Source organism: Nocardia huaxiensis (assembly GCF_013744875.1).
Lineage (GTDB): Bacteria > Actinomycetota > Actinomycetes > Mycobacteriales > Mycobacteriaceae > Nocardia > Nocardia huaxiensis.
This window is the reverse complement of sequence record NZ_CP059399.1, coordinates 322,476-345,729: the sequence shown is the minus strand read 5'-3', so window position 1 is coordinate 345,729 and position 23,254 is coordinate 322,476. Positions and strand designations below refer to the sequence as shown.

The window sequence follows — 23,254 nt, the reverse complement described above, 5'->3', positions numbered from 1 at the left end:
CCATGCACATCTCTCTTTCGCGTGCGCTCGGCACGGCCGCCGTGGCCGCGAGCCTCACCCTGCTGGGGGCGGGCGTGGCGTCCGCGCACGTCACCGTGGACGCACCCGGCGCGGCCCAGGGCAAGTACACCGTCCTCACCTTCAAGGTGCCCAACGAGTCGGACACCGCGTCGACCACGAAACTCACTGTGGCCGTGCCGAATCTGAAGAGCGTCCGCACCGAGCCGCTGCCGGGCTGGACCGCGAAGATCGACCGGAACGAGAAGGGTGAGGCCACCGCCGTCACCTGGACCGCCGATCCGGGCAATGCGGGTATCGGGCAGGGCCAGTTCCAGCGCTTCGTGCTCTCGCTGGGCCCGCTGCCCAAGCAGGACACCGTCAGCTTCAACGCCACCCAGACCTACAGCGACGGCAAGGTCGTGGCCTGGGATCAGCAGGAGAACGCGGACGGCACCGAACCGGAGCACCCCGCGCCGTCACTGAAACTGGCGTCCGCCAATGGTTCCGGCGACGAGCACAAGGTGGACGGCGGCGAGACCGCAGCCGCGCACGACACCGACGACACCGCCCGCTGGCTCGGCGGCGTCGGCCTGGCGCTGGGCGCGCTGGGCACCGCCCTCGGCCTGGGCAGCCTGATCCGGAGCCGCCGCGCATGAAGGACCGTCGCATGACCCGCAAACTGTTCGCCGGTGTGCTCACCGGCCTGCTGGTGACCGGTTTCGCCCTGCTGGGCGCCGGAACCGCCGGCGCGCATTCGGCTGCCATCGGCTCCTCACCGGCGGACGGCGCGCAGATCGACGCCTCGCCCGCGCGGGTGAGCGTCACCTTCAACGAGGACCTGCAGCCGAACTTCCCGTCCATGACGGTCACCGGCCCCGACGGCAATCTGTGGTCCAAGGGCCAGCCGCTCATCGAGGGCGCGACGGCGAGCATCGAGGTCGGCGAACTCGGACCGGCCGGTGAATACAAGATCGCGTACCGGGTCACCTCGGCCGACGGTCATCCGGTGAGCGGCACCCGCAGCTTCACCCTCACCAAGGCGGGCAATGGAACTCCGGGCGCGAAGGCGAATGCCAATGCCGCGTCCGGTGGTTCGGACGACGGCGGCGTCCCGCTGTGGGTGTTCATCGCGGGTGCGGTGGTGTTGTTCGGCGGCGGCCTGGCCTTCGCCCTGCTGGGTGGAAAGAACAAGCAGCGCAAGTGAATCGGTTCGACCGCACCGATCGTCGCCGGGAGCGCGGGGCGACCGGCGGCAGCAGCTCACTGAAATGGCTGCTGCTGGTCGTCCCGATCGGACTGTGCGGCGCGGGAATCGCCTGGGCGCTGGCCGGGAACGATCCGGTGCAGCCGGAAGCGCCGACCCGGGTGCTCGCGGACTGCGCGGGCGCGACGGTGCTCGGGCTGGCCGCGCTGCCGCGACTGTCCGAGCGGCTGTCGCCGTCGTGGCGGCTGCTCGCGGTGGTCGCAGGGCTGTGGGCGGCAATGGAATTCGCCATGCTGGTGTTCGAGGCGTCCGAGGTGGTGGGAACCTCGGCGCGTGAGCTGGGCGGCTCCCAGTTCGGGGACTATCTGTCCGAGGTGAGCGGCGGGCAGATCGGGATCGCCATCCTCATCGGGTCGGGGGCGGTGGCGGGCTACAGCGCCTTCGGATTCCGCCGGCCCGATCGGGCGACGGCGGATCTGGTGCTGGTGTTCACGGCGGTGACCTTGGCGCTGCGGCCGATCACCGGGCACATGTCGCAGCAGGCGTTCGGTTCGCTGCTGGGTGCGGTGCACGCGCTGGCCGCGTCGGCGTGGTTCGGAGTGCTTCTCGCACTGGCGCTCACGGTGCGCACGCGTGGTGAATGGGCGGTGCTGCTCCCCCGGTATTCGCGGTGGGCGCTGGTGCTGGCCGCGACGGTGACGCTCACCGGAATCGTGAACGGTCTGGTGCGGGTCGGCGGGGTGGTGGAATTGGCGACCACCGGTTACGGGCGCATCCTGCTGGCGAAGACGGTGCTGCTGGCGGGACTGCTGGCGCTGGGCTGGTGGTGGCGCACCCGCTGGGTGCCGGTGGCGGCGGATCACCGAATGGACGCCGAGTCCTCTTTGCGCCGCGCGATTTTCGAAGTGCTGGTGATGGCGGTAGTGTTCGGTCTGGCCGCCACGTTGGCCGTCACGGCGTAATGCCTTGTGAACACAGCGTGTTCCATTCCAGCTCCGCATAACGTGAGCTCCACCTCATGAACAGCGCCAGAAACTAGAACCCGTTACTGTTTTGGCATGACAGCAGTCAAGATCGTCGCGGAATGCGCCGCACCGGCCGAATCCGCCTTCGCCTACGTCAACGACTACCGCCATCTGCCGCGCTTCATCAATGAGATCAGCGCGTTCGAACCCATCACCGAGCAGACCGAAGGCGTGGACGCCACGTTCGACGGCACCATCGGCCTGGGCCCGGTCACCCTGCACTCCACCATCAAGATCGTGCGGCACGAGCCCGGCTACGCCATCGCCGTGAAATCCATCAAGGGCTTCGAGATCGAATCCACCTTCCTGTTCCACGCCAAGGGCGAGAACGCCTCCACCATCGACGCCATCGTCGACTACCGGGTGCCCGGCGGCATCGCGGGCAAGCTGCTCGGCAAGACCATCGAGCCGTTCGTGAAACTCGCCGTGAAGTCCTCCACCCACAACCTGGTCACCCAGGTCGCCGAATTCCACGCCGCCCGCAGCAACGCCTGACCGACGCCGGGTCGTCAACGCCGCCGACCCCCGGAGTTGTCCCACCCGCGCGCACCAGGAATCCTGAGCACATGTCCGAGCGCACCACCCCCTCCCTGCCGCAACGGATCGGCTACGTCTGCGGGCGCACCCTGCCGCCCTCCATGCGAGAGTGGGTGCTGAACGATGTGACCGGCCCCGGGGCCACCCGCCGCTACCTGCTGCGCATGCTGATCCCGATGATCCCGGTGCTCAGCCTCTTCCTGCTCATCCCCGGCCCACTCTGGATGGGCCTGGCCATGATGGCGCTGCTGTACCTGCCGCTCATCTACTTCACCGTCGCCCTCACCTACGTGTTCCGGCGCAACCGGCTCATCAAGCACGGCCTCGATCCGGCCCTGGCCGACGCCGACCGCCGCGCCCGCGAAGCCGCCGAACGCGACGCCTACGAACAGCGGCACGGCCGCGCCTGAAGCGCACCGGAGCCGTCGGCGCTAAGCGGACGGCGATAGCCGGACCGGTGTTCCCGGACCGATCCGGGTCGCCGTGCCCAGGGTGAGCGGCGCAGAAAAGGCGCGCTCGAACGCCCGCAGGTCCGCCTCCAGCTGCCGGAACAGCCAGTAGTCGAGCACGAAACCCAGCACCGCGACCAGGCACAGCCACTTGATCGGCTCGATCACCAGCGACACCTCGTGCGGGGTCAGGAAGATCAGGCTGATCACCACGCCGATCAGCGGAAGCGCCGCCGCCACAACCAGATACATGGTGCAGCGACGGGCCAGCGCGCGCAGCGCGTGATGATCGCTGGCCGTCTCGCCGTGCGAGAGCAGGCGCGGATAGAAGCAGCGCACCACGAAGAACGTCACCACGAAGAACGGGTACGCGACCGCGATCGCACCCGAAACCAGCAGGGTGGCAGCCAGATTCACCAGCCGGCCGGGCGCCAGGTCGGTGAAGGCCACCATGGCGATCGAGGCCACCACCGCCGACACCACCCACCAGCCGAAGGCCACGATGGCGACCCGGTCACCGTCCCACAGGGTGTCGAGCCTGCCGCGCGCCAGCGTCACCGGATCATATTTGCGGCCTCGGCGTAGCCCGCGCCAGACGAAGAAGCCGCGCCGGCACAGATAGTTCGTGAGACCGACCGCGGCGGGCGTGCTGAAAATCGCCATGGCCGTGCCGATCACGCGCAATGTGTGCTGTTCGGCCTCGGTGAACCACAGATCCCACAGCGGGCCGTTGTGCAGATTGCTGTACAGCGTGCCGGCGAAATCGCCGACCGCGCTGGCCAGGGTGATCAGCAGGATCAGCGACCACGGGCCCACCCGGGCCCGCCAGCTCCCCGCCGGGGGATCGACCAGATCGCGGGCGCGGTGATCGAGGCACAGGTCCAGCTGCTGGGCCAGGGCGGCGCCGGTCGGCCAGCGGTCCTCGCGGTGCGGGGCAAGGCATTTCAACAGCACCCGGCGCAGGGTGGGCGGGCAGTCCGGCGGCAGTTCGCCCAGATGCCGCGGATCCACCTCCTGCTGACGCAGTTCCAGCATGCGCTCCAGGGAGGACTCGGAGTCCCCGGCCCGGGTCTCGTCGTCGAAGGGACGCTTGCCGGTGAGCAGTTCCCACAGCACCACGCCGAGCGCGTAGATATCGCTGCGGCCGTCCAGATCCTCTGCCGTATCCGGTAATTGGGGATGGCAGGCGGCCAGCTGCTCGGGCGACATGTAGGCCAGCGAACCGCCGAAGTACGCGAGCGGGCTGGTGCCCGCCACGTGTGAACTGAAACTGATGTTGAAATCCGCGAGCTTGGGCAGGCCGTCGGCGGTGAGCAGGATGTTCGCGGGCTTGATGTCGCGATGCAGCACGCCGTTGGCGGCCGCGTAGTCGAGGGCGCGGGCCAGCCGACTGCCCAGCCACGCAACGGTTTCCGGCCAGGTGCGCTCGTGCACGACCAGCCGCGCGGCGGATTCCCCCGGCACCAGACCGCCCTTGTCGCGCATGGATGAATCGACGGCCTCCAGCAGCAGCCCGCCGTCCCGCTGATCGGGTGGGCGCTCGCGCACCAGGCGCAGCACCTTCGACAGGGTGCCGCCCGGAACGTACTGCATGTACAGCAGTTTGAGTTCCCGCTCGGCCAGCAGGCGCTGGTCGAAAACGCGCACGATGTGCTCGTGATCGAGCTGGGCGAGGGTCTCGGATTCGGTGCCGTGGTTCTGCGAGATCTTCACGGCCACAAGGCGTTGCATGGAGCGCTGCCGGGCCAGGAAGACGCGGGCGAACGCGCCCGCGCCGAGTTCCACCAGCAGATCGAAGTCGTCCACGCGGTCGCCGACCTCGATGCCGTCGAGGGCCTGCCGCGCCTGCGGGCGGGCGATCAGGGTGCTGCGGTAGTCGCGGGTCATCCAGGCGGCGGCGGTGGAACCGGCCTCGGTCGGGTAGCCGCTGTGGTCGGGGCCGCGGCCGGAGCGGCGCAGGGCGTGGAATTCCTCGTAGGCGAGATCCGGAGGCAGTGGGCCGGAACGTAATTCGTCGTATTCGGTGCGATATTCGGCAAGGCGCTTCGGATAGTCGTAGCGGATCCACCGGTATTCCAGATCGACCTTGATCAGCTCGATGAGGCACAGGCGGCGCAATTCCGGTGCGGCAGGCAGAAATTCGGAGATATCAGGCGGCGAACCGGCAGCTTCCCAGGCCGAGGTGAAACGCGCGGCGACGGCCGCCAGCAGCGAGCGGGTCTCGCCGCCCGTGTCGGAATCCGTCAATGGATCCACACTCGTGCCCTCCGCATGCACCATGGCTACCGGTCCTCCCTCCGGGCGAGCCATTCGATTCCAGTATGCGCTCCGGGAGCGAATGCGCACATCGGAATATCGCGTCCCCGGGACCGGCCGCTACGTGCGGAAACGAACCCTGACAAGATAGTCGGGTGACCGAATCAGCAAACGTGGTCGCCACCGCGGACCTGGCCGACGAGATCGGCCCGGAAATCCGCAGCTGCGACACCCAGTTCATTCAGTTCGGCGGCGTCGAAGCGTTCGCCGGGCGCATCGTGACGATCAAGTGCTTCCAGGACAATCTCCTGGTCAAGCAGACGCTCAGCGAACCGGGCGAGGGCCGGGTGCTGGTCGTCGACGGCGGCGCGAGCGTGCACACCGCACTCGTGGGCGACATCATCGCGGGCCGCGGCGTCGACAACGGCTGGGCCGGTGTCATCGTCAACGGTGCGGTGCGCGACTCCGCGATCCTGCGCACGCTGAAGATCGGCGTGAAGGCGCTCGGCACCAACCCGCGCAAGAGCACCCAGACCGGCTCGGGCGACAAGGACGTCCCCGTCGAATTCGGCGGCGTCACCTTCGTCCCGGGCGACATGCTCTACAGCGACCACGACGGCGTCGTCGTCCGCGCCGAGAGCTGAGCGCGAGCCCGCGTCCCCGCTCTCAGTGCGCGGCGACGCGGGCTTTGTGTCCGGCGAGGGCGACTACGTCGCCCGCCTGTAGTTGGCGGCCGCGGCGGAGTTCGACCTCGTCGTTGACGCGGACGAGGCCGGCGGCGATCACCGTTTTGGCTTCCGAACCGGAATCGATGAGGTTCGCCAGCTTCAGGAACTGGCCGAGTCGAATGATCTCGTCATCGATCGGCACATCGACTGGATCCGACATGGGGTACATCCTTACGCGCGTGCCCCCGGGAGTCCAAAATCCGGTCCCGCAACCTGCGGGTAGCAAACCCGTATTAGACACGGACATGGTTCTGAGTGCGGACGGGTATGGGCAGCATTCACACTGGTGCGGTGACTTCGACGCGGGACCGGCACCACCACGACACCGAAACCAGACCGGACGTTCGGTCATCCGAGGTTCCGCATCGCGGACACGGGCGGTTCGGCGAGGTGCCGCACGTGGCCGGGCTCGCGCTCGGCACGTTCGCGGCACTGTGCGCGCTGTGGAGCATCTCGCCGGGCCTGCGGTATCTGACCGCCGGCCTGCGGCATTTCATCGACACCTACTACTTCGACGCCCCCGACACCAGTCTCGTGTGGGCGCTCGTGGTCGGGCTGCTGGCGGGCGCGACCGCCGCCCGCAAACGCATCGCCTGGTGGCTGCTGGTCGGCTACATGGCCGCCTACGCGCTGTCCAACATTCTCGACTTCGTCACCGAGCGCGATCTCAACGCGCTCACCGCGCTGATCGTGCACCTGCTCGTCATCGGCGTGCTGATCGCCGCCTGGCCCGAGTTCTACACGCACGTGCAGCGCGGCGCGGTGTGGCGGGCGCTGGGCTGGCTGGCCAGTGGCATCGCGCTCGGCTGCCTGGTCGGCTGGGGGCTGGTGGAACTGTTCCCCGGCACCCTGGTCGGCGGCTGGCAACGTCCACTGTGGGCGATCTCGCGGGTCACGGGCGCGGTGCTGGTCAGCAACGAGGACTTCGACGGGCACCCCAAGCATTTCGTGAACCTGCTGCTCGGCCTGTTCGGCGCGGTCGCCCTGCTGGCCGCGGTGGCCGTGCTGTTCCGCTCGCAGCGCGCCTCCAACGCGCTCACCGGACTGGACGAATCGGCGCTGCGCGGACTCCTCGAGCGTTCCGATGTGGAAGATTCGCTCGGGTATTTCGCCACCCGCCGCGACAAGGCCGTCGTTTTCGCGGCCAGCGGCAAGGCGGCCGTCACCTATCGCGTGGAACTCGGGGTGTGCCTGGCCTCCGGCGACCCCATCGGCCTGAAGGAAGCCTGGCCGCACGCCATCGAAGCCTGGCTGCGACTGTGCGACCAATACGGCTGGGCGCCCGCGGTCATGGGTGCGAGCGAGGAAGGCGCCACCGCCTACAAACGCGCCGGACTCTCCGCGCTGCGGCTCGGCGACGAAGCGATCCTCGAGACCCGCACCTTCTCCCTCGCCGGAGCGGAGATGAAACAGGTGCGCCAAGCCGTGAACCGGCTGTCGAAACAGGGCATCACCGTGCGGGTACGCCGGCACAAGGAGGTCCCCCCGGAGGAGATGCGGGAGGTCATGCGCCGCGCCGACGCCTGGCGCGACACCGAAACCGAACGCGGCTTCTCCATGGCCCTCGACCGGCTCGGCGATCCGCTCGACGGCGACTGCCTGCTCGTGGAAGCCGTGGACGCGAACGACCGCGTGCTCGGCATGCTGTCGCTGGTCCCGTGGGGCCGCACCGGCGTCTCCCTCGACCTCATGCGCCGCGACCGCCAGAGCCCCAACGGCGTCATGGAATTGATGATCTCCAAGCTGGCGCTGAACTCCGAGCAGTACGGCATCACCCGAATCTCGTTGAACTTCGCGGTCTTCCGCGCGGTCTTCGAGGAGGGCAGCCGCATCGGCGCCGGACCGGTGCTGCGCATGTGGCGCAGCATCCTCATGTTCTTCTCCCGCTGGTATCAGCTCGAAGCGCTCTACCGGTCGAATGTGAAATACCAGCCGGAGTGGGTGCCGCGCTTCTCCATGTTCGAGGATCGCCGGCACCTGGCGCGCGTCGCGCTGGCCAGCGCCCTGGCCGAAGGGTTCCTGCCGCGCATCGGCAAGGACCCCGAAACCTCGCACCACACCGGTGTGCGCGCCTCGGTCCCCGACACCATGACCGGTCTGCACGCCGACGGCAGCCCGCCCGACTTCACGCCGGAAGAGCTGGAGGACAACGGGCCACGCCGCCCCGAGCAGGTGCGCGTCCGCATGGACAAACTGCGCAAGCTCGAGGAATCCGGCGTCGAGGCGTACCCGGTCGCGTACCCGCCCACGCACACGGTCGCCGCGGCGCGACGCACCCCGCAGGGCACCACGGTGCGAGTGTGCGGACGGCTCCTGCGGATTCGCGACTACGGCGGCGTCACCTTCGCGCTGCTGCGCGACTGGTCCGGCGACATCCAGCTGATGATCGACCGCGGCCGCGTCGGCGCCGACCGCAGCGCCGAATTCGACGAATACTTCGACCTCGGCGACCTCATCGAGGTGAGCGGGCAGATCGGGCGCAGCCGCCGCGGCGAACTGTCCCTGCTCGCCGCCGACTGGCGGATGATCGGCAAATGCCTGCACCCGCTGCCCGACAAGTGGAAGGGCCTCTCCGATCCGGAAGCCCGGGTGCGGCAACGGTATGTCGACATGGCCATCAACACCGACATCCGGGAGATGATGACCAAGCGCAGCGCCGTCGTACGCTCGCTGCGGGACACGCTGCACGGCTGGGGATTCCAGGAGGTCGAGACCCCGGTGCTGCAGCAGGTGCACGGCGGGGCCAACGCCACCCCGTTCACCACCCACATCAATGCCTACGACCTGGACCTGTATTTGCGCATCGCGCCCGAGCTGTACCTGAAGCGACTATGCGTGGGCGGCATGGAGAAGGTGTTCGAACTCGGCCGGGTCTTCCGCAACGAAGGCGTCGACTTCAGCCACAATCCCGAGTTCACCGTGCTGGAAGCCTATGAGGCGCACAGTGATTACGAACGCATGATGCACACCTGCCGCCAGCTCATCCAGGAGGCGGCGGTCGCGGCCAACGGCAAGATGGTTGTGCTGCGGCCGAATTCGGACGGCGGCCTCGACGAGGTCGACATCTCCGGCGAATGGCCGGTCAAGACCGTGCACGGGGCGATCTCGCAGGCCATCGGCGAGACCATCACCCCCGACACCGAGGTGGAACGCCTGCGCATCCTCTGCGACAAGGAGGGCATTCCGTTCCAATTGGGCTGGGACGCAGGGCAGATCGTGCTGGAAATGTACGAGCACCTGGTGGAGTCCAAGACCGAGGAACCCACCTTCTACATCGACTTCCCCACCTCCGTCTCCCCGCTCACCCGCGCCCACCGGCACATCCAGGGCGTGACCGAACGCTGGGACCTGGTGGCCTGGGGCGTCGAATTGGGCACCGCCTACAGCGAGTTGACCGACCCGGTCGAACAGCGCAAACGCCTCACCGAACAGTCCATGCTCGCCGCCGGCGGCGACCCGGAGGCCATGGAACTCGACGAGGACTTCCTGCAGGCGCTCGAACACGCCATGCCGCCCACCGGCGGCCTCGGCGTCGGCGTGGACCGGGTGGTCATGTTGATCACCGGCCGCAGCATCCGCGAAACCCTGCCCTTCCCGCTGGTGAAACCCCGCACCGGGCAAGGAGATTCACGCTGAGCGCGACAGTGTTAACAGTCTGAGCTGTGGGAATAGCCATTACACGCGCGGTCGCAACACGCTGTGCGGCACGAAATGTCCAGCTAATCTGTTTTCCCGGGCCCCGGGAGGAGGGCCACCGCTTACTCTCGATTGGGGTTTCCGATGTACCTAGACATGCTCACCCAGGCCAGCCTGCTCGATCACACCGTGTGGGCCGACGCCGACACCTGGAACACGGCCATGGACCTGGCCGCCAAGAAGAAGTCCAAGAGCAAGGGCGGCGGTTTCTGGATCTTCGCCGCGGTGTGCTGTATCGGCATCATCGTGCTGATCCTCGGCATCGTCTACATGATGCGGAAGAAGAAGAGCCAGTAGCGCGGAGCCTGCCCGACGGGGTGGGCGGCCGGTGCGGCATTGTGGACATGTGCAGTTGATCCTCGTCCGCCATGCCCAGCCGCAACGCGTCGCCGGTTCGTCCGGCCCGGCCGATCCGCGGCTCACCGAGATCGGCGTGCAGCAGGCCGGGCGGGTACCGGCCGCGCTCGCGCCGCACCGCATCGCGCGGGTGGTGAGCAGTCCGCAGCTGCGGGCGCGCGAGACCGCCAAGCCCACCGCCGACAAACTCGGCCGCGAGATCGAGATCTTCGACGGCCTCGCAGAGTACGACCGGGATCTGCCGGTCTACATCCCCATCGAGGATGCCAAGCGGGACTTCCAGGCCGTCTACGACCGGATCAAGGCCGGGTACCTGCCCGAGCAGATCGACGGTGACGCCTTCAAAGCCCGGGTGCTGAACGATATTACGGCCATCACGACGGCCGCCGATCCCGCCGACACGGTGGTGGTGTTCGCGCACGGCGGTGTGATCAACGTGCTCCTACAGGACGTCCTCGGCCTGGAACGGCCGCTCACCTTCCCGATCGACTACTGCTCGATCACCCGAATCCTGTACTCGCGCACCGGCCGCCGCACCGCGGCCACCATCAACGAGAACGGGCACGTCTGGGATCTGCTGCCGCGCAACCTCTGAACACGGCGAAGGCCGCCTCCCTCGGGAAGCGGCCTCGGCTGTCGAACCCCTAGATCGAGTTCGCGATGTAGTTGTGCATCCAGGTCAGCGCGGTCTGACCGCCGCCGACGCCGTAGCTGCCGTAGCTGGTGTGCGTACCGGTGCGGAAGAACTGCTCGAACTGGCGGGCCCGCTGCTCGTTGGCCCCCTCCGACAGCTGCGCCTGCAGTGTCGGGATGCCGCCCTGCGCCATCAGATCATTGATGATGGTGCCGACCTCGAGCTGGTAGCGCCACAGGTTGACCGGGTTCGGGTCCGACGCCTGTGCCAGGAAGCCCGCGAAACGGGTGACGAAGTCGGAATCCTCGGTGGAGCAGTACAGGTCGCCGATGGCGCAGATGGTGCGCACCCGGTCGCTGACGAAACCGAAGCCGCCGGTGCGTGCACCGCCCGCACCCGCGCCGGGCGCGATCGGGCCGACCTGGACGTCGCTCGGCGAGCGGCGCGGGTCGGAGATCAGCGCGACGGCCGAGATCCGGTCCGGCGGAACGACTCCCAGGCCGGTGCCGATCTCGGCGGCGAGTTCGCCGGCCGCGTCCGCGCCCTGGCTGTAGCCGGTGATCGCGATCTTGGTGCCGGGGCAGGCGGCGCCCATGGCGCTCACGAACTGCCGGGCGTGGTCCACGGCTTCCTTCTTGGAGGCCCCGTAGACGTCACCCTCCCAGGGGAAGGCGGTCGCCGCGTAGGTCACGTAGTCCACCCGGCCGGGTAGCCCATCGGTAACCGCGGCGAGCATGCCCGGCTTGGGATCCTTCTCGTGGCCGGTCTCCCAGGTTCCGGGGATGGCCACCGTGTAGAGAGCCGGGCAACTCGGATCCGCGTGGGCCGTCGTAACGGCTCCCCCACCCAGGACGATTCCCGACATAAGCACGCTCGCTGCTGCCCCCGCAGCCGCGACAACACTCTTCAACCGCATACTGCTCCAGTTCACGCTTACCCGGAGCTGTGATTGCTCCGTTATTACCCGACTCATGGTGCTGTCGCCGTATGACAACTCGGTGCACGCATGGTTAACCGACGTAACCAGCCACTATGAGATGCGCGAATCGGATCACTTCGTCGAGATCGGCGACACACCGCCGATAAGGATAAAGGGGCCTTTCCGAAGCCGCCAAGCGAGTTCGGGAGTACGTCCGATTTCCGATCTTTATAGTTCGTGCGCCCCGTTATCACGCGGTGACCCACACAACATAGCTGCTCGATAGCCATAAGTCAGCGGCTCGGAAGAATTTGTCTCAGACGGTTAATCCGCTGGCAACTTTGGACAGACAAAACGCCCACGGACCGCAGTCCGTGGGCGCTTCGTTCGGCTGTCAGCGATCTATCGCTGGGCGACCATCGTGGGGGTGATCGGGGACGGGAGCGCGGTCTCGCCCTCGAGGAACTTGTCCACGGCCGACGCCGCGGCGCGGCCCTCGGCGATGGCCCACACGATCAGCGACTGGCCGCGGCCCATGTCCCCGGCGACGAAGACGCCGGGGACCGTGGTCTGCCAATCGTTGTCGCGCTTGACGTTTCCGCGCTGGTCGTAACCCACGCCCAGGCCCTCGAGCAGACCGTTCTTCTGCGGTCCGACGAAGCCCATGGCCAGCAGCACCAGGTCGGCCTCGAGGGTGAAGTCGGTGCCCTCGACCTTCTCGAAGCGGCCGTTCACCATCTTGACCTCGTGCGCCTGCAGGCCGGTGACCTTGCCGTTCTCGCCCACGAAACGCTCGGTGTTCACGGAGAAGACGCGCTCGCCGCCCTCTTCGTGCGCCGAGGAGACGCGGTACATGAGCGGGTAGGTCGGCCACGGGGTGGAACCCGCGCGCTCCTCCGGCGGCCGCGGCATGATCTCGAACTGATGGACCGACTCCGCACCCTGACGGTGCGAGGTGCCCAGGCAGTCCGCGCCGGTGTCACCGCCACCGATGATGACGACCTTCTTGCCGCGCGCGTTGATGCGCGGCAGGCCGTTCTCGTCGGTGATCTGGTCGCCCAGCTGCACGCGGTTGGCCAGCGGCAGGAACTCCATGGCCTGGTGGATGCCGTCCAGGTCACGGCCCGGCACCGGCAGGTCACGCGCGATGGTCGCGCCACCGGCCAGGACGATCGCGTCGAACTGCTCGCGCAGCTGCTCGGCGGTGATGTCCACGCCCACGTTCACGCCGGTCTTGAAGATGGTGCCCTCGGCCTCCATCTGCGCCAGCCGACGGTCGATGAAGCGCTTCTCCATCTTGAATTCCGGGATGCCGTAGCGCAGCAGGCCGCCGATGCGGTCGTCACGCTCGAACACGGTCACGGTGTGGCCGGCCCGGGTCAGCTGCTGCGCGGCAGCCAGACCGGCGGGGCCGGAGCCCACGACGGCGATGCGCTTGCCGGTCAGGCGGGTCGGGTAGACCGGGGTCACCCAGCCCTCGTCGAAACCGTTCTCGATGATCTCGACCTCGACCTGCTTGATCGTCACCGGATCCTGGTTGATGCCCAGGACGCAGGACGCCTCGCACGGAGCCGGGCACAGGCGGCCGGTGAACTCCGGGAAGTTGTTGGTCGCGTGCAGGCGGTCGAAGCCTTCCTTCCACGCGCCCTTGTACACCAGGTCGTTCCACTCGGGAATCAGGTTCCCGAGCGGGCAGCCGTTGTGGCAGAACGGGATTCCGCAGTCCATGCAGCGGCTGGCCTGGGTCTTGAGGGTGTCCTTGGAGAAGTTCTCCTCGTACACCTCTTTCCAGTCCATCAGGCGCAGCGGAACGGGACGGCGCTTCGGCAGTTCCCGGGAAGTGTGCTTCAGGAAGCCTTGTGCGTCACCCATTTACGATCTCCTGACCAAAACAAACAGTCTTAGCGGCAGCATGATTAGGCACGAGCGGCCTCCATGATCGCCTCGGCCACATCGCGGCCGTTCTTCTCCGCCTCGGTGATGGCCAGCAGGACCTTCTTGTAGTCGCGCGGCATGACCTTGACGAACTTGGCCGACTCGTTGGCCCAGTCGCCCAGCAGACGTTCCGCCACAGCCGAACCCGTCTCGTCACGGTGCTGCGCGATGGTGCTCTGCAGCCACGCGGTGTCCTCGTCGGACAGCTTCTCCAGGTCCACCAGCTCGGGGTTGAGGTTGGACTCGAAGGTGCCGTTCGGGTTGTAGATGTAGGCGATACCGCCCGACATGCCCGCGCCGAAGTTGCGGCCGGTCTCGCCGAGGATGACCACGCGGCCACCGGTCATGTACTCGCAGCCGTGGTCGCCCACGCCTTCGACGACCGCGGTCGCACCCGAGTTGCGGACGGCGAAGCGCTCGCCGACCACACCGCGCAGGAAGACCTGGCCGCTGGTCGCGCCGAACAGGATCACGTTGCCCGCGATGATGTTCTGCTCCGCCACGAAGCCCTCGGGGGCGTCTCCGGACGGGCGCACCGTGATGCGGCCACCCGAAAGACCCTTGCCCACATAGTCGTTGGCGTCGCCGATCACACGCAGCGTGATACCGGCCGGGACGAACGCACCGAACGAGTTGCCGGCGGAACCGGTGAACGTGATGTCGATGGTGTCGTCGGGCAGGCCGACGCCGCCGTACAGCTTGGTGACCTCGTGGCCGAGCATGGTGCCGACCGTGCGGTTCACGTTGGTGACCTTGGTTTCGATCTTGACCGGCTTGCCCCGCTCGAGCGCGTCCGCGGCCTGCGCGATGAGCTCGTTGTCGAGGGCCTTGTCCAGACCGTGGTCCTGGGTCTTGGTCTGGCGGCGGTCCTGGAACATGAACGCCGTCTCGACATCGTCGAGGATGGGCGACAGATCCAGCTTGGCAGCCTTCCAATGCTCCTTGGCCGCGGTGGTGTCCAGCAGATCGACGCGGCCGATGGCCTCGTCGAGCGTGCGCAGACCCAGCGACGCCAGCAGCTCACGCACCTCTTCGGCGATGAACAGCATGAAGTTCTCGACGAACTCCGGCTTGCCCGTGAAGCGTTCGCGCAGAACGGGATTCTGCGTGGCGACACCGACGGGGCAGGTGTCCAGGTGGCAGACGCGCATCATGATGCAGCCCGAAACCACCAGCGGAGCGGTCGCGAAACCGTACTCCTCGGCACCCAGCAGCGCGGCGATCATGACGTCGCGGCCGGTCTTCATCTGACCGTCCACCTGCACCACGATGCGGTCGCGCAGACCGTTCAGCAGCAGGGTCTGCTGGGTCTCGGCCAGGCCGAGCTCCCACGGACCACCCGCGTGCTTGAGCGAGGTCAGCGGCGACGCACCGGTGCCACCGTCGTGGCCCGAGATGAGCACGACGTCCGCGTGCGCCTTCGACACACCCGCGGCGACGGTGCCGACGCCGGGCTCCGCGACAAGTTTCACGTGAATCCGCGCCTGCGGGTTCGCGTTCTTCAGGTCGTGGATCAGCTGCGCCAGATCCTCGATCGAGTAGATGTCGTGGTGCGGCGGCGGCGAGATCAGGCCCACGCCGGGCGTGGAGTGCCGGACCTCGGCGACCCACGGGTACACCTTGTGCGCCGGAAGCTGGCCGCCCTCACCGGGCTTCGCGCCCTGCGCCATCTTGATCTGGATGTCGGTGCAGTTGGTCAGGTAGTGCGCGGTCACACCGAAGCGACCCGACGCCACCTGCTTGATCGCCGACCGGCGCCAGTCGCCGTTCTCCTCGACCTCGAAGCGGGCGATGTTCTCGCCGCCCTCACCCGAGTTCGAGCGACCGCCGAGGCGGTTCATGGCGATGGCAAGGGTCTCGTGCGCCTCGGCCGAGATGGAGCCGTAGCTCATCGCACCGGTCGAGAACCGCTTCACGATCTCGCTCGCGGGCTCCACTTCCTCGATCGGAATCGGGTTGCGGCCCTTGGACTTGAACTTGAACAGGCCACGCAGCGAAGCCAGCTGCTCGGACTGATCGTCGACCAGCTTGGTGTACTCCTTGAAGATCGAGTACTGGCCCGAGCGGGTGGCGTGCTGCAGCTTGAACACCGTGTCCGGGTTGAACAGGTGGTACTCGCCCTCACGACGCCACTGGTACTCGCCGCCGACCTCGAGCTCGCGGTGCGCGCGCTCGTTGCGGTTCTCCAGGAACGCGACCTTGTGCCGCTGCGCGACCTCGCCCGCGATGTCGTCCAGGCCGATGCCGTCCAGCGGCGAGCGCAGACCGGTGAAGTACTCGTCCACCAGATCCTGCGCCAGGCCGATGACCTGGAACAGCTGCGCGCCACGGTAGGAGGCGATGGTGGAGATGCCCATCTTGGACATCACCTTCAGCACACCCTTGCCGGCGGCCTTGTTGTAGTTGTAGACGGCCTTCTTGTAGTCCGCCGCGAGATCGCCGGTGCTGCCCGGCATCTTCAGCGCGCCGCGCTCCAGCATGTCCTCGATGGACTCGAAGGCCATGTACGGGTTGATGGCGGCCGCGCCGAAACCGACGAGCAGCGCCATGTGGTGCACCTCGCGGGCGTCACCGGCCTCCACGACCAGACCGACCTTGGTGCGGGTGCGTTCCCGGACCAGGTGGTGGTGCACGGCGGCGGTGAGCAGCAGCGACGGGATCGGCGCCAGCTTCTCGTTGGACTCGCGGTCGGACAGGATGATGATCCGCGCGCCACCGTCGATGGCCGCCGACACCTGCTTCTGCACGGCCTCGATGGCCTTGCGAAGTCCCTTGCCGCCCTTCTTGACCGGGTACAGACCGTGGACCACGACCGAACGCAGGTCGGGACGCGACCCGTCGTCGTTGATGTGGACCAGCTTGGACAGCTCGTCATTGTCCAGGATGGGCTGGGTCAGGGTGATCTGACCGCAGGACTCCGGTCCCGGGTTCAGCAGATCGGCCTCCGGGCCCACCATGCTGCGCAGCGAGGTGACGACCTCTTCGCGGATGGCGTCCAGCGGCGGGTTGGTGACCTGCGCGAACAGCTGCGAGAAGTAGTCGAACAGCAGCCGCGGACGCGAGGACAGCACCGCGATCGGGGTGTCGGTGCCCATCGAGCCGAGCGCCTCGCCACCGGTCTGCGCCATCGGCGAGACCAGCAGGTTCAGCTCCTCGGTGGTGTACCCGAAGATCTGCTGACGGATGAGCACGCGGTCGTGCGACATGTGCACGTGCGGGCGGTCCGGCAGATCGCTCAGCTTGGTCGGGCCGTTGTCCAGCCACTGCTGGTACGGGAACTGTTCAGCGAGAGACTGTTTCACCTCTTCGTCGCTGATGATGCGGCCCTGCGAGGTGTCCACCAGGAACATGTGGCCCGGCTGCAGGCGCTTCTTGTAGACGACCTTGGCCGGATCGATGTCGAGCACGCCGACCTCGGAGGCCAGCACGCACAGGCCGTCCTCGGTGACCCAGATGCGGCCGGGGCGCAGACCGTTGCGGTCCAGCACCGCGCCGACCACGGTGCCGTCGGTGAAGCACACCGACGCCGGGCCGTCCCACGGCTCCATCAGGAACGAGTGGTAGCGGTAGAAGGCGCGCTGCTCCGGAGTCATGGACTCGTTGCGTTCCCACGCCTCGGGAATCATCATGAGCACCGCGTGCGGCAGGCTGCGGCCACCCAGGTGCAGGAGCTCGAGCACCTCGTCGAAACGAGCGGTGTCCGAGGCCCCGGGGGTACAGACGGGGAAGATCTTCTCCAGGCGGTTGTTGCCCTCGGAGTCGGTGCCGAACACGTTCGAGTTCAGCAGCGCCTCACGCGCCCGCATCCAGTTCTCGTTACCGGAGACGGTGTTGATCTCGCCGTTGTGGGCGACGCGCCGGAACGGGTGCGCCAGCGGCCACGACGGGAAGGTGTTGGTGGAGAAGCGCGAGTGCACGATGCCGAGCGCGGATTCGACGCGGTCGTCCTGGAGGTCCAGGTAGAACGCGCGCAGCTGCGGCGTGGTGAACATGCCCTTGTAGACGAAGGTTTCGCCGGACAGGCTCGGGAAGTACACCGACTCCTTGCCGACCGCACCCTCACCGGCGCCCGACTTGCCGAGCTCGTGCTCGATGCGCTTGCGGATGACGTAGGCCCGGCGCTCCAGGTCCATGCCCGAAAGCTGTTCGGCCCCATCCTTGGGCGAGGCGATGAAGATCTGCCGGAAGGTCGGCATGGCGTCGCGGGACAGCGCTCCCAGCGACGAGCTGTCGATCGGGACCTCACGCCAGCCGAGGACCTCGAGGCCCTCCTCGCGCACGATCTTCTCGACGCCGTACCCGGCACGGGCCGCCTCGCGGCGGGCCTGCGGGAGGAAGGCGATACCGGTGGCGTAGGAGCCTTCGGCCGGCAGTTCGAAGTCCACGACTGCCCGGAAGAACTTGTCCGGGAGCTGGATCAGAATGCCCGCGCCGTCACCCGAGTTGGGTTCGGCGCCGGCTGCGCCACGGTGCTCCAGGTTGAGCAGCGCCGTAATAGCCTTGTCGACGATGTCGCGGCTGCGGCGGCCGTGCATATCCACGACGAATGCGACACCACAGGCGTCGTGTTCATTCGCCGGGTCGTACAGCCCGCGGGGTCCAGGGGACCTGTGGCCAGGAAGTTGCGTCATGCCTCTGCCTTCACAAAAAACAGGCCTTCGAAGAATTGCGGCCTTCTCGAACGCCTCCGTCTAGACTGCGCCCGGACGTTTCGGAGACCAGCTGCGCTGATGGTCCTCCCGTGCAGTCGCTCTCCAGTTGTCCACCCGCTCTGGTTACGTAGTCGGGTGCTCGGCGGTAACTCAGTCCTTACGTTCTGGCTACCTACCGCGCCGTTCTCGCCCGCTAGGCTGAGCGCCTGTGGGCCTCTGACCGTATGGGGAGATATGCCGAACTTGTCGAGTTCGGTGTTAAGAGCAAACGATAAGTCAGGACCTGAGCCCAACCAACTTAGGTTGCACTAATTTCAGCGTCTAGCTGGGCTTCTTCATCGGTCCTCCACTACCTGCGCGTTCTCCAGTGTAAAGCAGGGGTGCGGGGCCTTTTCAGTTGAGTTCACCACTGCGGCCGTGTCGAACGGTCACGATTCGACGCCGCCTCGATCGAACACTGACATGCCCTCTCACCTGCAATGAAACAGATTTCCCCGCAAGGGGTTCCGGCAAACCGGGCGAAAGACGGCTAACTTTCCGGACCCGCGAAGCTCACAGGACGGGCGTACTGGCAGTGCGCGGAAGCAACCTGCCGACCGTACGGAATCTTTCCTGGTGGCAGACTCGAGCACACACGCAGCTAATTGTGAGTATGCGTTAAGTCACTCGATTCGGTGATATCCCGGCCGGTCGCAACGTGATCAACAGCACTTCACACGCCCGAAACACGCCGCTGTGAGGCTGGCCACATACCAGCGCTCGCAGGCGGTGGAACAGCCGGACGCCTGTCACGCTGAGACAACGAATAAGCGACGGTTTCGGCAGGGGGAACCAGCACCATGCCCACCCGTGGAATCGCAGATCTGCTGCCGTGGCTCGGCGGCGCCCATCCACACCTCGTAGATCAGCACGAACGCGGCGGTTATTCGGTCACCGGAGCCGTTGTGGCGCTGTTCGCGGCCATCTCCGGCGGAGTCACCGCACTCGCCACCGGGGCCGCGGACTGGCCGCTGCTCGCGGTCGTGGCCACCGCAGTGATCGCAACACTGTTGGTAGGAGCGGTTTCTCGCGCACTCGCGACGGCCGCCACACCCGCACGCGACGAATCACAGCGGGCGCGAGCCGAATTCGCGGGCCGCATCGCCGTGGCGGTCGCCGCGGGCGTCCTCACCGCCGAATTGGCCTGCACCGTACTGTTCGGCGGCACCATCGACCGCAAGCTCGACGAAACCGCCCAGCGCGGAATCGAATCCGCGCCCAGCGTGGTCACCGCGCAGGCCGAGCTCGACCAGGCGAAGAACAATCGGACCGCACTGGATCAGGCGATCACCAAGGCGCAGAACGACGTCGACCAGGCCCTGATCGTCGCGCGCTGCGAATTCAGCGCGGCGCCAGAATGCTCGCCACTGCGCATGACCGGCGTGCCCGGACGCGGACCCGAAGAACGCACCGCCAACCAGATGCTCGAGGACGCCCGCACCCGATTGAGCGCCGAACAGGCCAAGATCGGCGGACTCGACCAGGCCGTCACCGACAAGGACAAGGCCCTCACCGATATTCGCGCCGCCGCCTACACCGAAGGTGATCGCGGGCTCGGAGCGCGCTGGGTCGCCATGAACGGTTACACCACCGACCATGCCGGCGCGTTCGTGCTGCGCTTCGCGACCGCGCTGCTCATGATCGTGCTCGCACTGCTGCCGCTGCTGCTGCGCCGATGGCGCGGCGAAACCTCCTTCGACCGCGAGGTCGCCACCCGCACCGCCGCCGGACGCATCGAACACGCCGCCGCCACGGCCATCGCCATCAAGCAGGCCGAGGTGCGGGTCGAAACCGAGGCGTTGCGCGCCGACCAGGAGCTCACCGCCGCCCGGCTGGCCGCGCACGCCGACACCGCCATCGACCGGGAACGCCAGCGCCGGCGGATCATCGCCTCGATCGGCAACTTCGAAATCGGCGTCACCGAGCCCGCACAGCGCGCCGTCGCCGAATTCGACAGCGCCGCACAGCATGAACTACCGGCCGGGGCCTCGGCCGGAGGAAAGGACAGCTCCGTGTCTCAGGAGGGGATCGTGACACAGTCGCCGCACCTGCCCGCCCAGCTCATGCCCGGGGTCGCCACCCCGGTGAGCGCCGGCGGAGCCCTCGTACCGGCCCCGGCCGGCGTGCCCGCGGCGGCCCCCCAGCCCGCACCCGACAAGAAGGGCGGCGGACTGGAACTCCCGATTATCGGCACGGTGCCGTTCACCGACACCGCCGCCCGCTGGATCCGGCCGCTGGTGCCGTCGTTCGTGGCGAATGTCATTGATACGGCGACCCATCCGCTGCGCACGGTGCGTCAGGCCTTCGAGGAGGCCGAGGAGATCACCTTCACGCTGCGCCGCACCCGCAAGGTGACCGTCGACTCCGAGGATTCCGCCCAGCAGCAGGCCCAGCCGCAACAGCAGGTGTACGCCGGGCAGCCGCAGCTGGGTTATCAGCTGCCGCAGGGTGTTCCGCAGCACGTGTACTCGCAGCGCGTCGCCTCCCACGTGGTGGATCAGCCCTACGCACAGCCGGGGTACGCGCCGCAGTACTACCCGCCGCTCCCCCAGGGCCAGCAGCCCTACCCGCCGCTGCCGCCGGGTCCGGTGGTCGACCACGGGTACGGTCTGCCGTCCGCTCCCGCCCAGGACGAACTGACCGGGCGGCAGAACCCGCAGCTGGAAAACCGTGCGCCGCGCGAACTGCCGCCGGGCAAGACATCGGAGTAGAACGACAACCGCTGTGGCCCGGCTGCTTCCGCGAGGAGCACCCGGGCCGCAGCCGTTCCAGGAATCCCTGGAGCTATACGTATACGAGTACGTATAGTCGTTGGTATGTTCGATCCGATCAGCCTCGTGGTGGGCGCCGGATTGGTGGTGATCGGCTGGGCAGCAGGCCGATACAGCCGTCGCACCCCACGGGTACAGCCACCCAGCACCGTCTGCGGCTGCGGCCACGACCTCTCCCTGCACGACCGGAAAGCCGGTGAGTGCCACGCCGAATCACCCCGCAAGACCGGGTGGGGGCTCACCGTGTGGGCGCGATGCGGGTGCAAGAACTACACCGGCGCCACACCGCTCGAAGAACTCTTCGCCCCGCCCGTCCTGCCGCCTCTGAACGAAGGCAAGTAGCCCGGTTGTTTCACGTAGAACACGGAAACCACCGGGCCACAGGCGTTTCGGGCGGGCTCCGATCAGGAATCGGCCGCCGTGGGCGTCGCAGTATGCGGTTCCGTCACGGGCGCTTCACCGTTCGGCTTGCGGCGAGTGGCCGCGCGGTAGACCACGAACGCCGTGATCAGCAGGATCGCCGTCGTACCGGTCGCCGCCAGGTGGACGCCCGAGACGAACGCCGTGTGCGCCGCGTCCAGCAGGGTGGTGGCCGCGGGTTCCGGTAGGGCGCGGGCGGTTTCGACCGCGCCGCCCAGGGACTCGCGGGCCGCGTCCAGGTGAGCCGACGGGATGGTCGCTGGGTCCAGGCCGTGGCGGTAGGTGGCCATCACGGCGCTGCCGAGGGTCGCGACGCCCAGGGCCACACCGGTTTCCAGGGCCGTCTCCGAAATGGCCGCCGCATTGCCCGCGCGTTCGGCGGGGGCGGTGCTGACGATCATGTCGGACGAAACCGTCAGGGCCACACCGACACCCAGGCCGATCAGCAGGAAGCCCACGATGAACGGGAGCACCGGGGCCGACGGGGCGGAACCCAGCATCCAGAACATCAGCGCGCCGAGCGCGGCGGTCACCAGGGCACCGGACAGGACCGACACCGGACGCCACTGCCGCACCAGCCAGGCCGCGAGCAGGGCGCCCGCCATCGAGCCGATGGTGCCGGGGATCAGCAGCAGACCGGCCGCCAGCGGGGCCTTGCCGAGCACCAGCTGCAGATACTGCGAACCGAAGAACAGCACACCGGCCAGAGCGAACACCGACAGCAGGTTGGCCAGCACCGCGGCCCGGAACGGGGGCAGGCGGAACAGGTCCAGGTCGATCAGCGGCGCGGCCAGGGTGCGCTGACGGCGCACGAAGACGACACCGGCGAGGACACCGATCGCGGCGGCGATCACCAGGGTCATGCTCGGGCCGTGCGCGGCGAATTCCTTGACCGCGTAGACGATCGGGATCAGCGCCAGCATGGACAGCGCGGCCGAGAACAGGTCGAAGCGACCCGGGTTCGGGTCACGCGACTCCGGAACCACGAACGGCGCGAGCACGATCAGCAGGGCCATGACCGGCAGGTTCACCAAAAACACGGAGCCCCACCAGAAGTGCTCCAGCAGCCAGCCGCCCAGCAGCGGGCCGACCGCCGCACCCGAACCCGCCATGGCGCCCCACACCGAGATGGCGAGGGTGCGCTCCCGCGCGTTCTGGAACATGGAGCGGATCAGGCCGAGGGTGGCGGGCATGAGCGTCGCACCGGCGACACCCTGCAGAACCCGTGCGGCAATGAGCATTTCGGGGCTCACCGACCAGGCCGCGATGGCCGAGGCGATGCCGAAACCGGCCGCGCCGACGATCAGCAGCCGACGACGGCCGATGCGGTCGCCGAGAGTGCCCATGGTCACCAGCAGACCGGCGAGCACGAACGAATAGACGTCGATGATCCACAGCAGCTGCGGCGTGGTGGGCGCGAGATGAGCACTGATCGAGGGGACCGCCAGGTCGAGCACGGTCGCGTCCACCGATACCAGCAGCAGGGCCAGTGCGAGGACGCCCAGGCCGGCCCAGTCGCGCGGGCGCGCCTTGGGTCCGATGGCTGTTGTCGTAATCGAGTGGCTGGTCATGGTCTTTCTCTTCCGGGGGTTGAACCGTCCAGACGGTACAGTACCAGCCTAACCGTCCGGA

At 67.6% G+C, this 23,254-nt stretch carries 17 protein-coding genes; 11 read left to right on the top strand and 6 right to left on the bottom strand.

Annotation, left to right across the window (positions count from 1 at the left end):
* Nucleotides 1-2 precede the first annotated feature (2 nt).
* The 5 genes from H0264_RS01545 to H0264_RS01525 all read left to right on the top strand — a co-directional run bounded on the left by H0264_RS01545 (nucleotide 3) and on the right by H0264_RS01525 (nucleotide 3,176).
* Nucleotides 3-656: a YcnI family copper-binding membrane protein gene (locus tag H0264_RS01545; RefSeq protein ID WP_181582306.1), complete on the top strand. Its 654-nt coding sequence runs from the start codon at nucleotides 3-5 to the stop codon at nucleotides 654-656.
* Nucleotides 657-667: 11 nt separating this feature from the next.
* On the top strand, nucleotides 668-1,204 hold the full coding sequence (locus H0264_RS01540) for a copper resistance CopC family protein (protein WP_181582305.1): 537 nt from the start codon (nucleotides 668-670) through the stop codon (nucleotides 1,202-1,204).
* Nucleotides 1,201-2,166 carry a copper resistance D family protein gene (locus tag H0264_RS01535; RefSeq protein ID WP_244976081.1) on the top strand — a complete coding sequence of 322 codons (966 nt, stop codon included), beginning with the start codon at nucleotides 1,201-1,203 and terminating at the stop codon, nucleotides 2,164-2,166. Before H0264_RS01540 ends, H0264_RS01535 begins: the two co-directional genes overlap by 4 nt.
* 96 nt (nucleotides 2,167-2,262) lie before the next feature.
* Nucleotides 2,263-2,724, top strand: coding sequence for an SRPBCC family protein (locus H0264_RS01530; protein ID WP_181582304.1), 462 nt, complete (start codon nucleotides 2,263-2,265; stop codon nucleotides 2,722-2,724).
* Nucleotides 2,725-2,795: 71 nt separating this feature from the next.
* Nucleotides 2,796-3,176 (top strand): DUF5313 family protein, encoded by a 381-nt coding sequence (locus H0264_RS01525; RefSeq protein WP_181582303.1) that lies wholly within the window; start codon nucleotides 2,796-2,798, stop codon nucleotides 3,174-3,176.
* Between the two features lie 21 nt (nucleotides 3,177-3,197).
* Here H0264_RS01525 and H0264_RS01520 read toward each other — a convergent pair whose 3' ends face one another.
* Complete coding sequence (locus tag H0264_RS01520) at nucleotides 3,198-5,495, bottom strand: serine/threonine-protein kinase (RefSeq protein WP_181582302.1); 2,298 nt, start codon at nucleotides 5,493-5,495, stop codon at nucleotides 3,198-3,200.
* Nucleotides 5,496-5,626: 131 nt separating this feature from the next.
* On the opposite strand from H0264_RS01520, the gene rraA reads away from it, so the two are divergent.
* Nucleotides 5,627-6,115 (top strand): ribonuclease E activity regulator RraA, encoded by a 489-nt coding sequence (gene rraA, locus H0264_RS01515; protein WP_181582301.1) that lies wholly within the window; start codon nucleotides 5,627-5,629, stop codon nucleotides 6,113-6,115.
* Nucleotides 6,116-6,137: 22 nt separating this feature from the next.
* On the opposite strand, the gene H0264_RS01510 is transcribed toward rraA, so the two are convergent.
* Nucleotides 6,138-6,359 (bottom strand): RNA-binding S4 domain-containing protein, encoded by a 222-nt coding sequence (locus H0264_RS01510; protein ID WP_181582300.1) that lies wholly within the window; start codon nucleotides 6,357-6,359, stop codon nucleotides 6,138-6,140.
* A 107-nt stretch (nucleotides 6,360-6,466) separates the two neighbouring features.
* Here H0264_RS01510 and lysX point away from each other — a divergent pair, with 107 nt between their 5' ends.
* From lysX to H0264_RS01495, 3 genes are all read left to right on the top strand, one after another.
* Nucleotides 6,467-9,835, top strand: a complete 3,369-nt coding sequence (gene lysX, locus H0264_RS01505) for a bifunctional lysylphosphatidylglycerol synthetase/lysine--tRNA ligase LysX (protein WP_181582299.1) — start codon at nucleotides 6,467-6,469, stop codon at nucleotides 9,833-9,835.
* A gap of 144 nt (nucleotides 9,836-9,979) precedes the next feature.
* Nucleotides 9,980-10,192: a hypothetical protein gene (locus H0264_RS01500; RefSeq protein ID WP_181582298.1), complete on the top strand. Its 213-nt coding sequence runs from the start codon at nucleotides 9,980-9,982 to the stop codon at nucleotides 10,190-10,192.
* A 49-nt stretch (nucleotides 10,193-10,241) separates the two neighbouring features.
* On the top strand, nucleotides 10,242-10,847 hold the full coding sequence (locus tag H0264_RS01495) for a histidine phosphatase family protein (protein ID WP_181582297.1): 606 nt from the start codon (nucleotides 10,242-10,244) through the stop codon (nucleotides 10,845-10,847).
* A 49-nt stretch (nucleotides 10,848-10,896) separates the two neighbouring features.
* On the opposite strand, the gene H0264_RS01490 is transcribed toward H0264_RS01495, so the two are convergent.
* The 3 genes from H0264_RS01490 to gltB all read right to left on the bottom strand — a co-directional run bounded on the left by H0264_RS01490 (nucleotide 10,897) and on the right by gltB (nucleotide 18,371).
* Entirely contained in the window at nucleotides 10,897-11,751 is an 855-nt protein-coding gene (locus H0264_RS01490) for a cutinase family protein (protein WP_231083799.1), read from the bottom strand.
* 456 nt (nucleotides 11,752-12,207) lie between these two features.
* Nucleotides 12,208-13,677 (bottom strand): glutamate synthase subunit beta, encoded by a 1,470-nt coding sequence (locus H0264_RS01485; RefSeq protein ID WP_181582295.1) that lies wholly within the window; start codon nucleotides 13,675-13,677, stop codon nucleotides 12,208-12,210.
* A 44-nt stretch (nucleotides 13,678-13,721) separates the two neighbouring features.
* Nucleotides 13,722-18,371, bottom strand: coding sequence for a glutamate synthase large subunit (gene gltB, locus H0264_RS01480; protein WP_181582294.1), 4,650 nt, complete (start codon nucleotides 18,369-18,371; stop codon nucleotides 13,722-13,724).
* Between the two features lie 860 nt (nucleotides 18,372-19,231).
* On the opposite strand from gltB, the gene H0264_RS01475 reads away from it, so the two are divergent.
* Nucleotides 19,232-21,142, top strand: coding sequence for a DUF4407 domain-containing protein (locus H0264_RS01475; protein WP_181582293.1), 1,911 nt, complete (start codon nucleotides 19,232-19,234; stop codon nucleotides 21,140-21,142).
* 105 nt (nucleotides 21,143-21,247) lie between these two features.
* Nucleotides 21,248-21,544 carry a hypothetical protein gene (locus H0264_RS01470; protein ID WP_181582292.1) on the top strand — a complete coding sequence of 99 codons (297 nt, stop codon included), beginning with the start codon at nucleotides 21,248-21,250 and terminating at the stop codon, nucleotides 21,542-21,544.
* Between the two features lie 62 nt (nucleotides 21,545-21,606).
* Here H0264_RS01470 and H0264_RS01465 read toward each other — a convergent pair whose 3' ends face one another.
* Nucleotides 21,607-23,193: an MFS transporter gene (locus H0264_RS01465; protein ID WP_181582291.1), complete on the bottom strand. Its 1,587-nt coding sequence runs from the start codon at nucleotides 23,191-23,193 to the stop codon at nucleotides 21,607-21,609.
* Nucleotides 23,194-23,254 lie beyond the last annotated feature (61 nt).

Coding starts and splice junctions, on each gene's coding strand:
- H0264_RS01520 (WP_181582302.1), bottom strand. CDS start 5,495: ATGGTGCATGCGGAGGGCACGAGTGTGGATCCATTGACGGATTCCGAC.
- H0264_RS01545 (WP_181582306.1), top strand. CDS start 3: ATGCACATCTCTCTTTCGCGTGCGCTCGGCACGGCCGCCGTGGCCGCG.
- H0264_RS01510 (WP_181582300.1), bottom strand. CDS start 6,359: ATGTCGGATCCAGTCGATGTGCCGATCGATGACGAGATCATTCGACTC.
- H0264_RS01475 (WP_181582293.1), top strand. CDS start 19,232: ATGCCCACCCGTGGAATCGCAGATCTGCTGCCGTGGCTCGGCGGCGCC.
- H0264_RS01490 (WP_231083799.1), bottom strand. CDS start 11,751: ATGTCGGGAATCGTCCTGGGTGGGGGAGCCGTTACGACGGCCCACGCG.
- lysX (WP_181582299.1), top strand. CDS start 6,467: ATGGGCAGCATTCACACTGGTGCGGTGACTTCGACGCGGGACCGGCAC.
- H0264_RS01485 (WP_181582295.1), bottom strand. CDS start 13,677: ATGGGTGACGCACAAGGCTTCCTGAAGCACACTTCCCGGGAACTGCCG.
- H0264_RS01530 (WP_181582304.1), top strand. CDS start 2,263: ATGACAGCAGTCAAGATCGTCGCGGAATGCGCCGCACCGGCCGAATCC.
- H0264_RS01470 (WP_181582292.1), top strand. CDS start 21,248: ATGTTCGATCCGATCAGCCTCGTGGTGGGCGCCGGATTGGTGGTGATC.
- H0264_RS01465 (WP_181582291.1), bottom strand. CDS start 23,193: ATGACCAGCCACTCGATTACGACAACAGCCATCGGACCCAAGGCGCGC.
- H0264_RS01500 (WP_181582298.1), top strand. CDS start 9,980: ATGTACCTAGACATGCTCACCCAGGCCAGCCTGCTCGATCACACCGTG.
- gltB (WP_181582294.1), bottom strand. CDS start 18,371: ATGACGCAACTTCCTGGCCACAGGTCCCCTGGACCCCGCGGGCTGTAC.
- H0264_RS01540 (WP_181582305.1), top strand. CDS start 668: ATGACCCGCAAACTGTTCGCCGGTGTGCTCACCGGCCTGCTGGTGACC.
- H0264_RS01525 (WP_181582303.1), top strand. CDS start 2,796: ATGTCCGAGCGCACCACCCCCTCCCTGCCGCAACGGATCGGCTACGTC.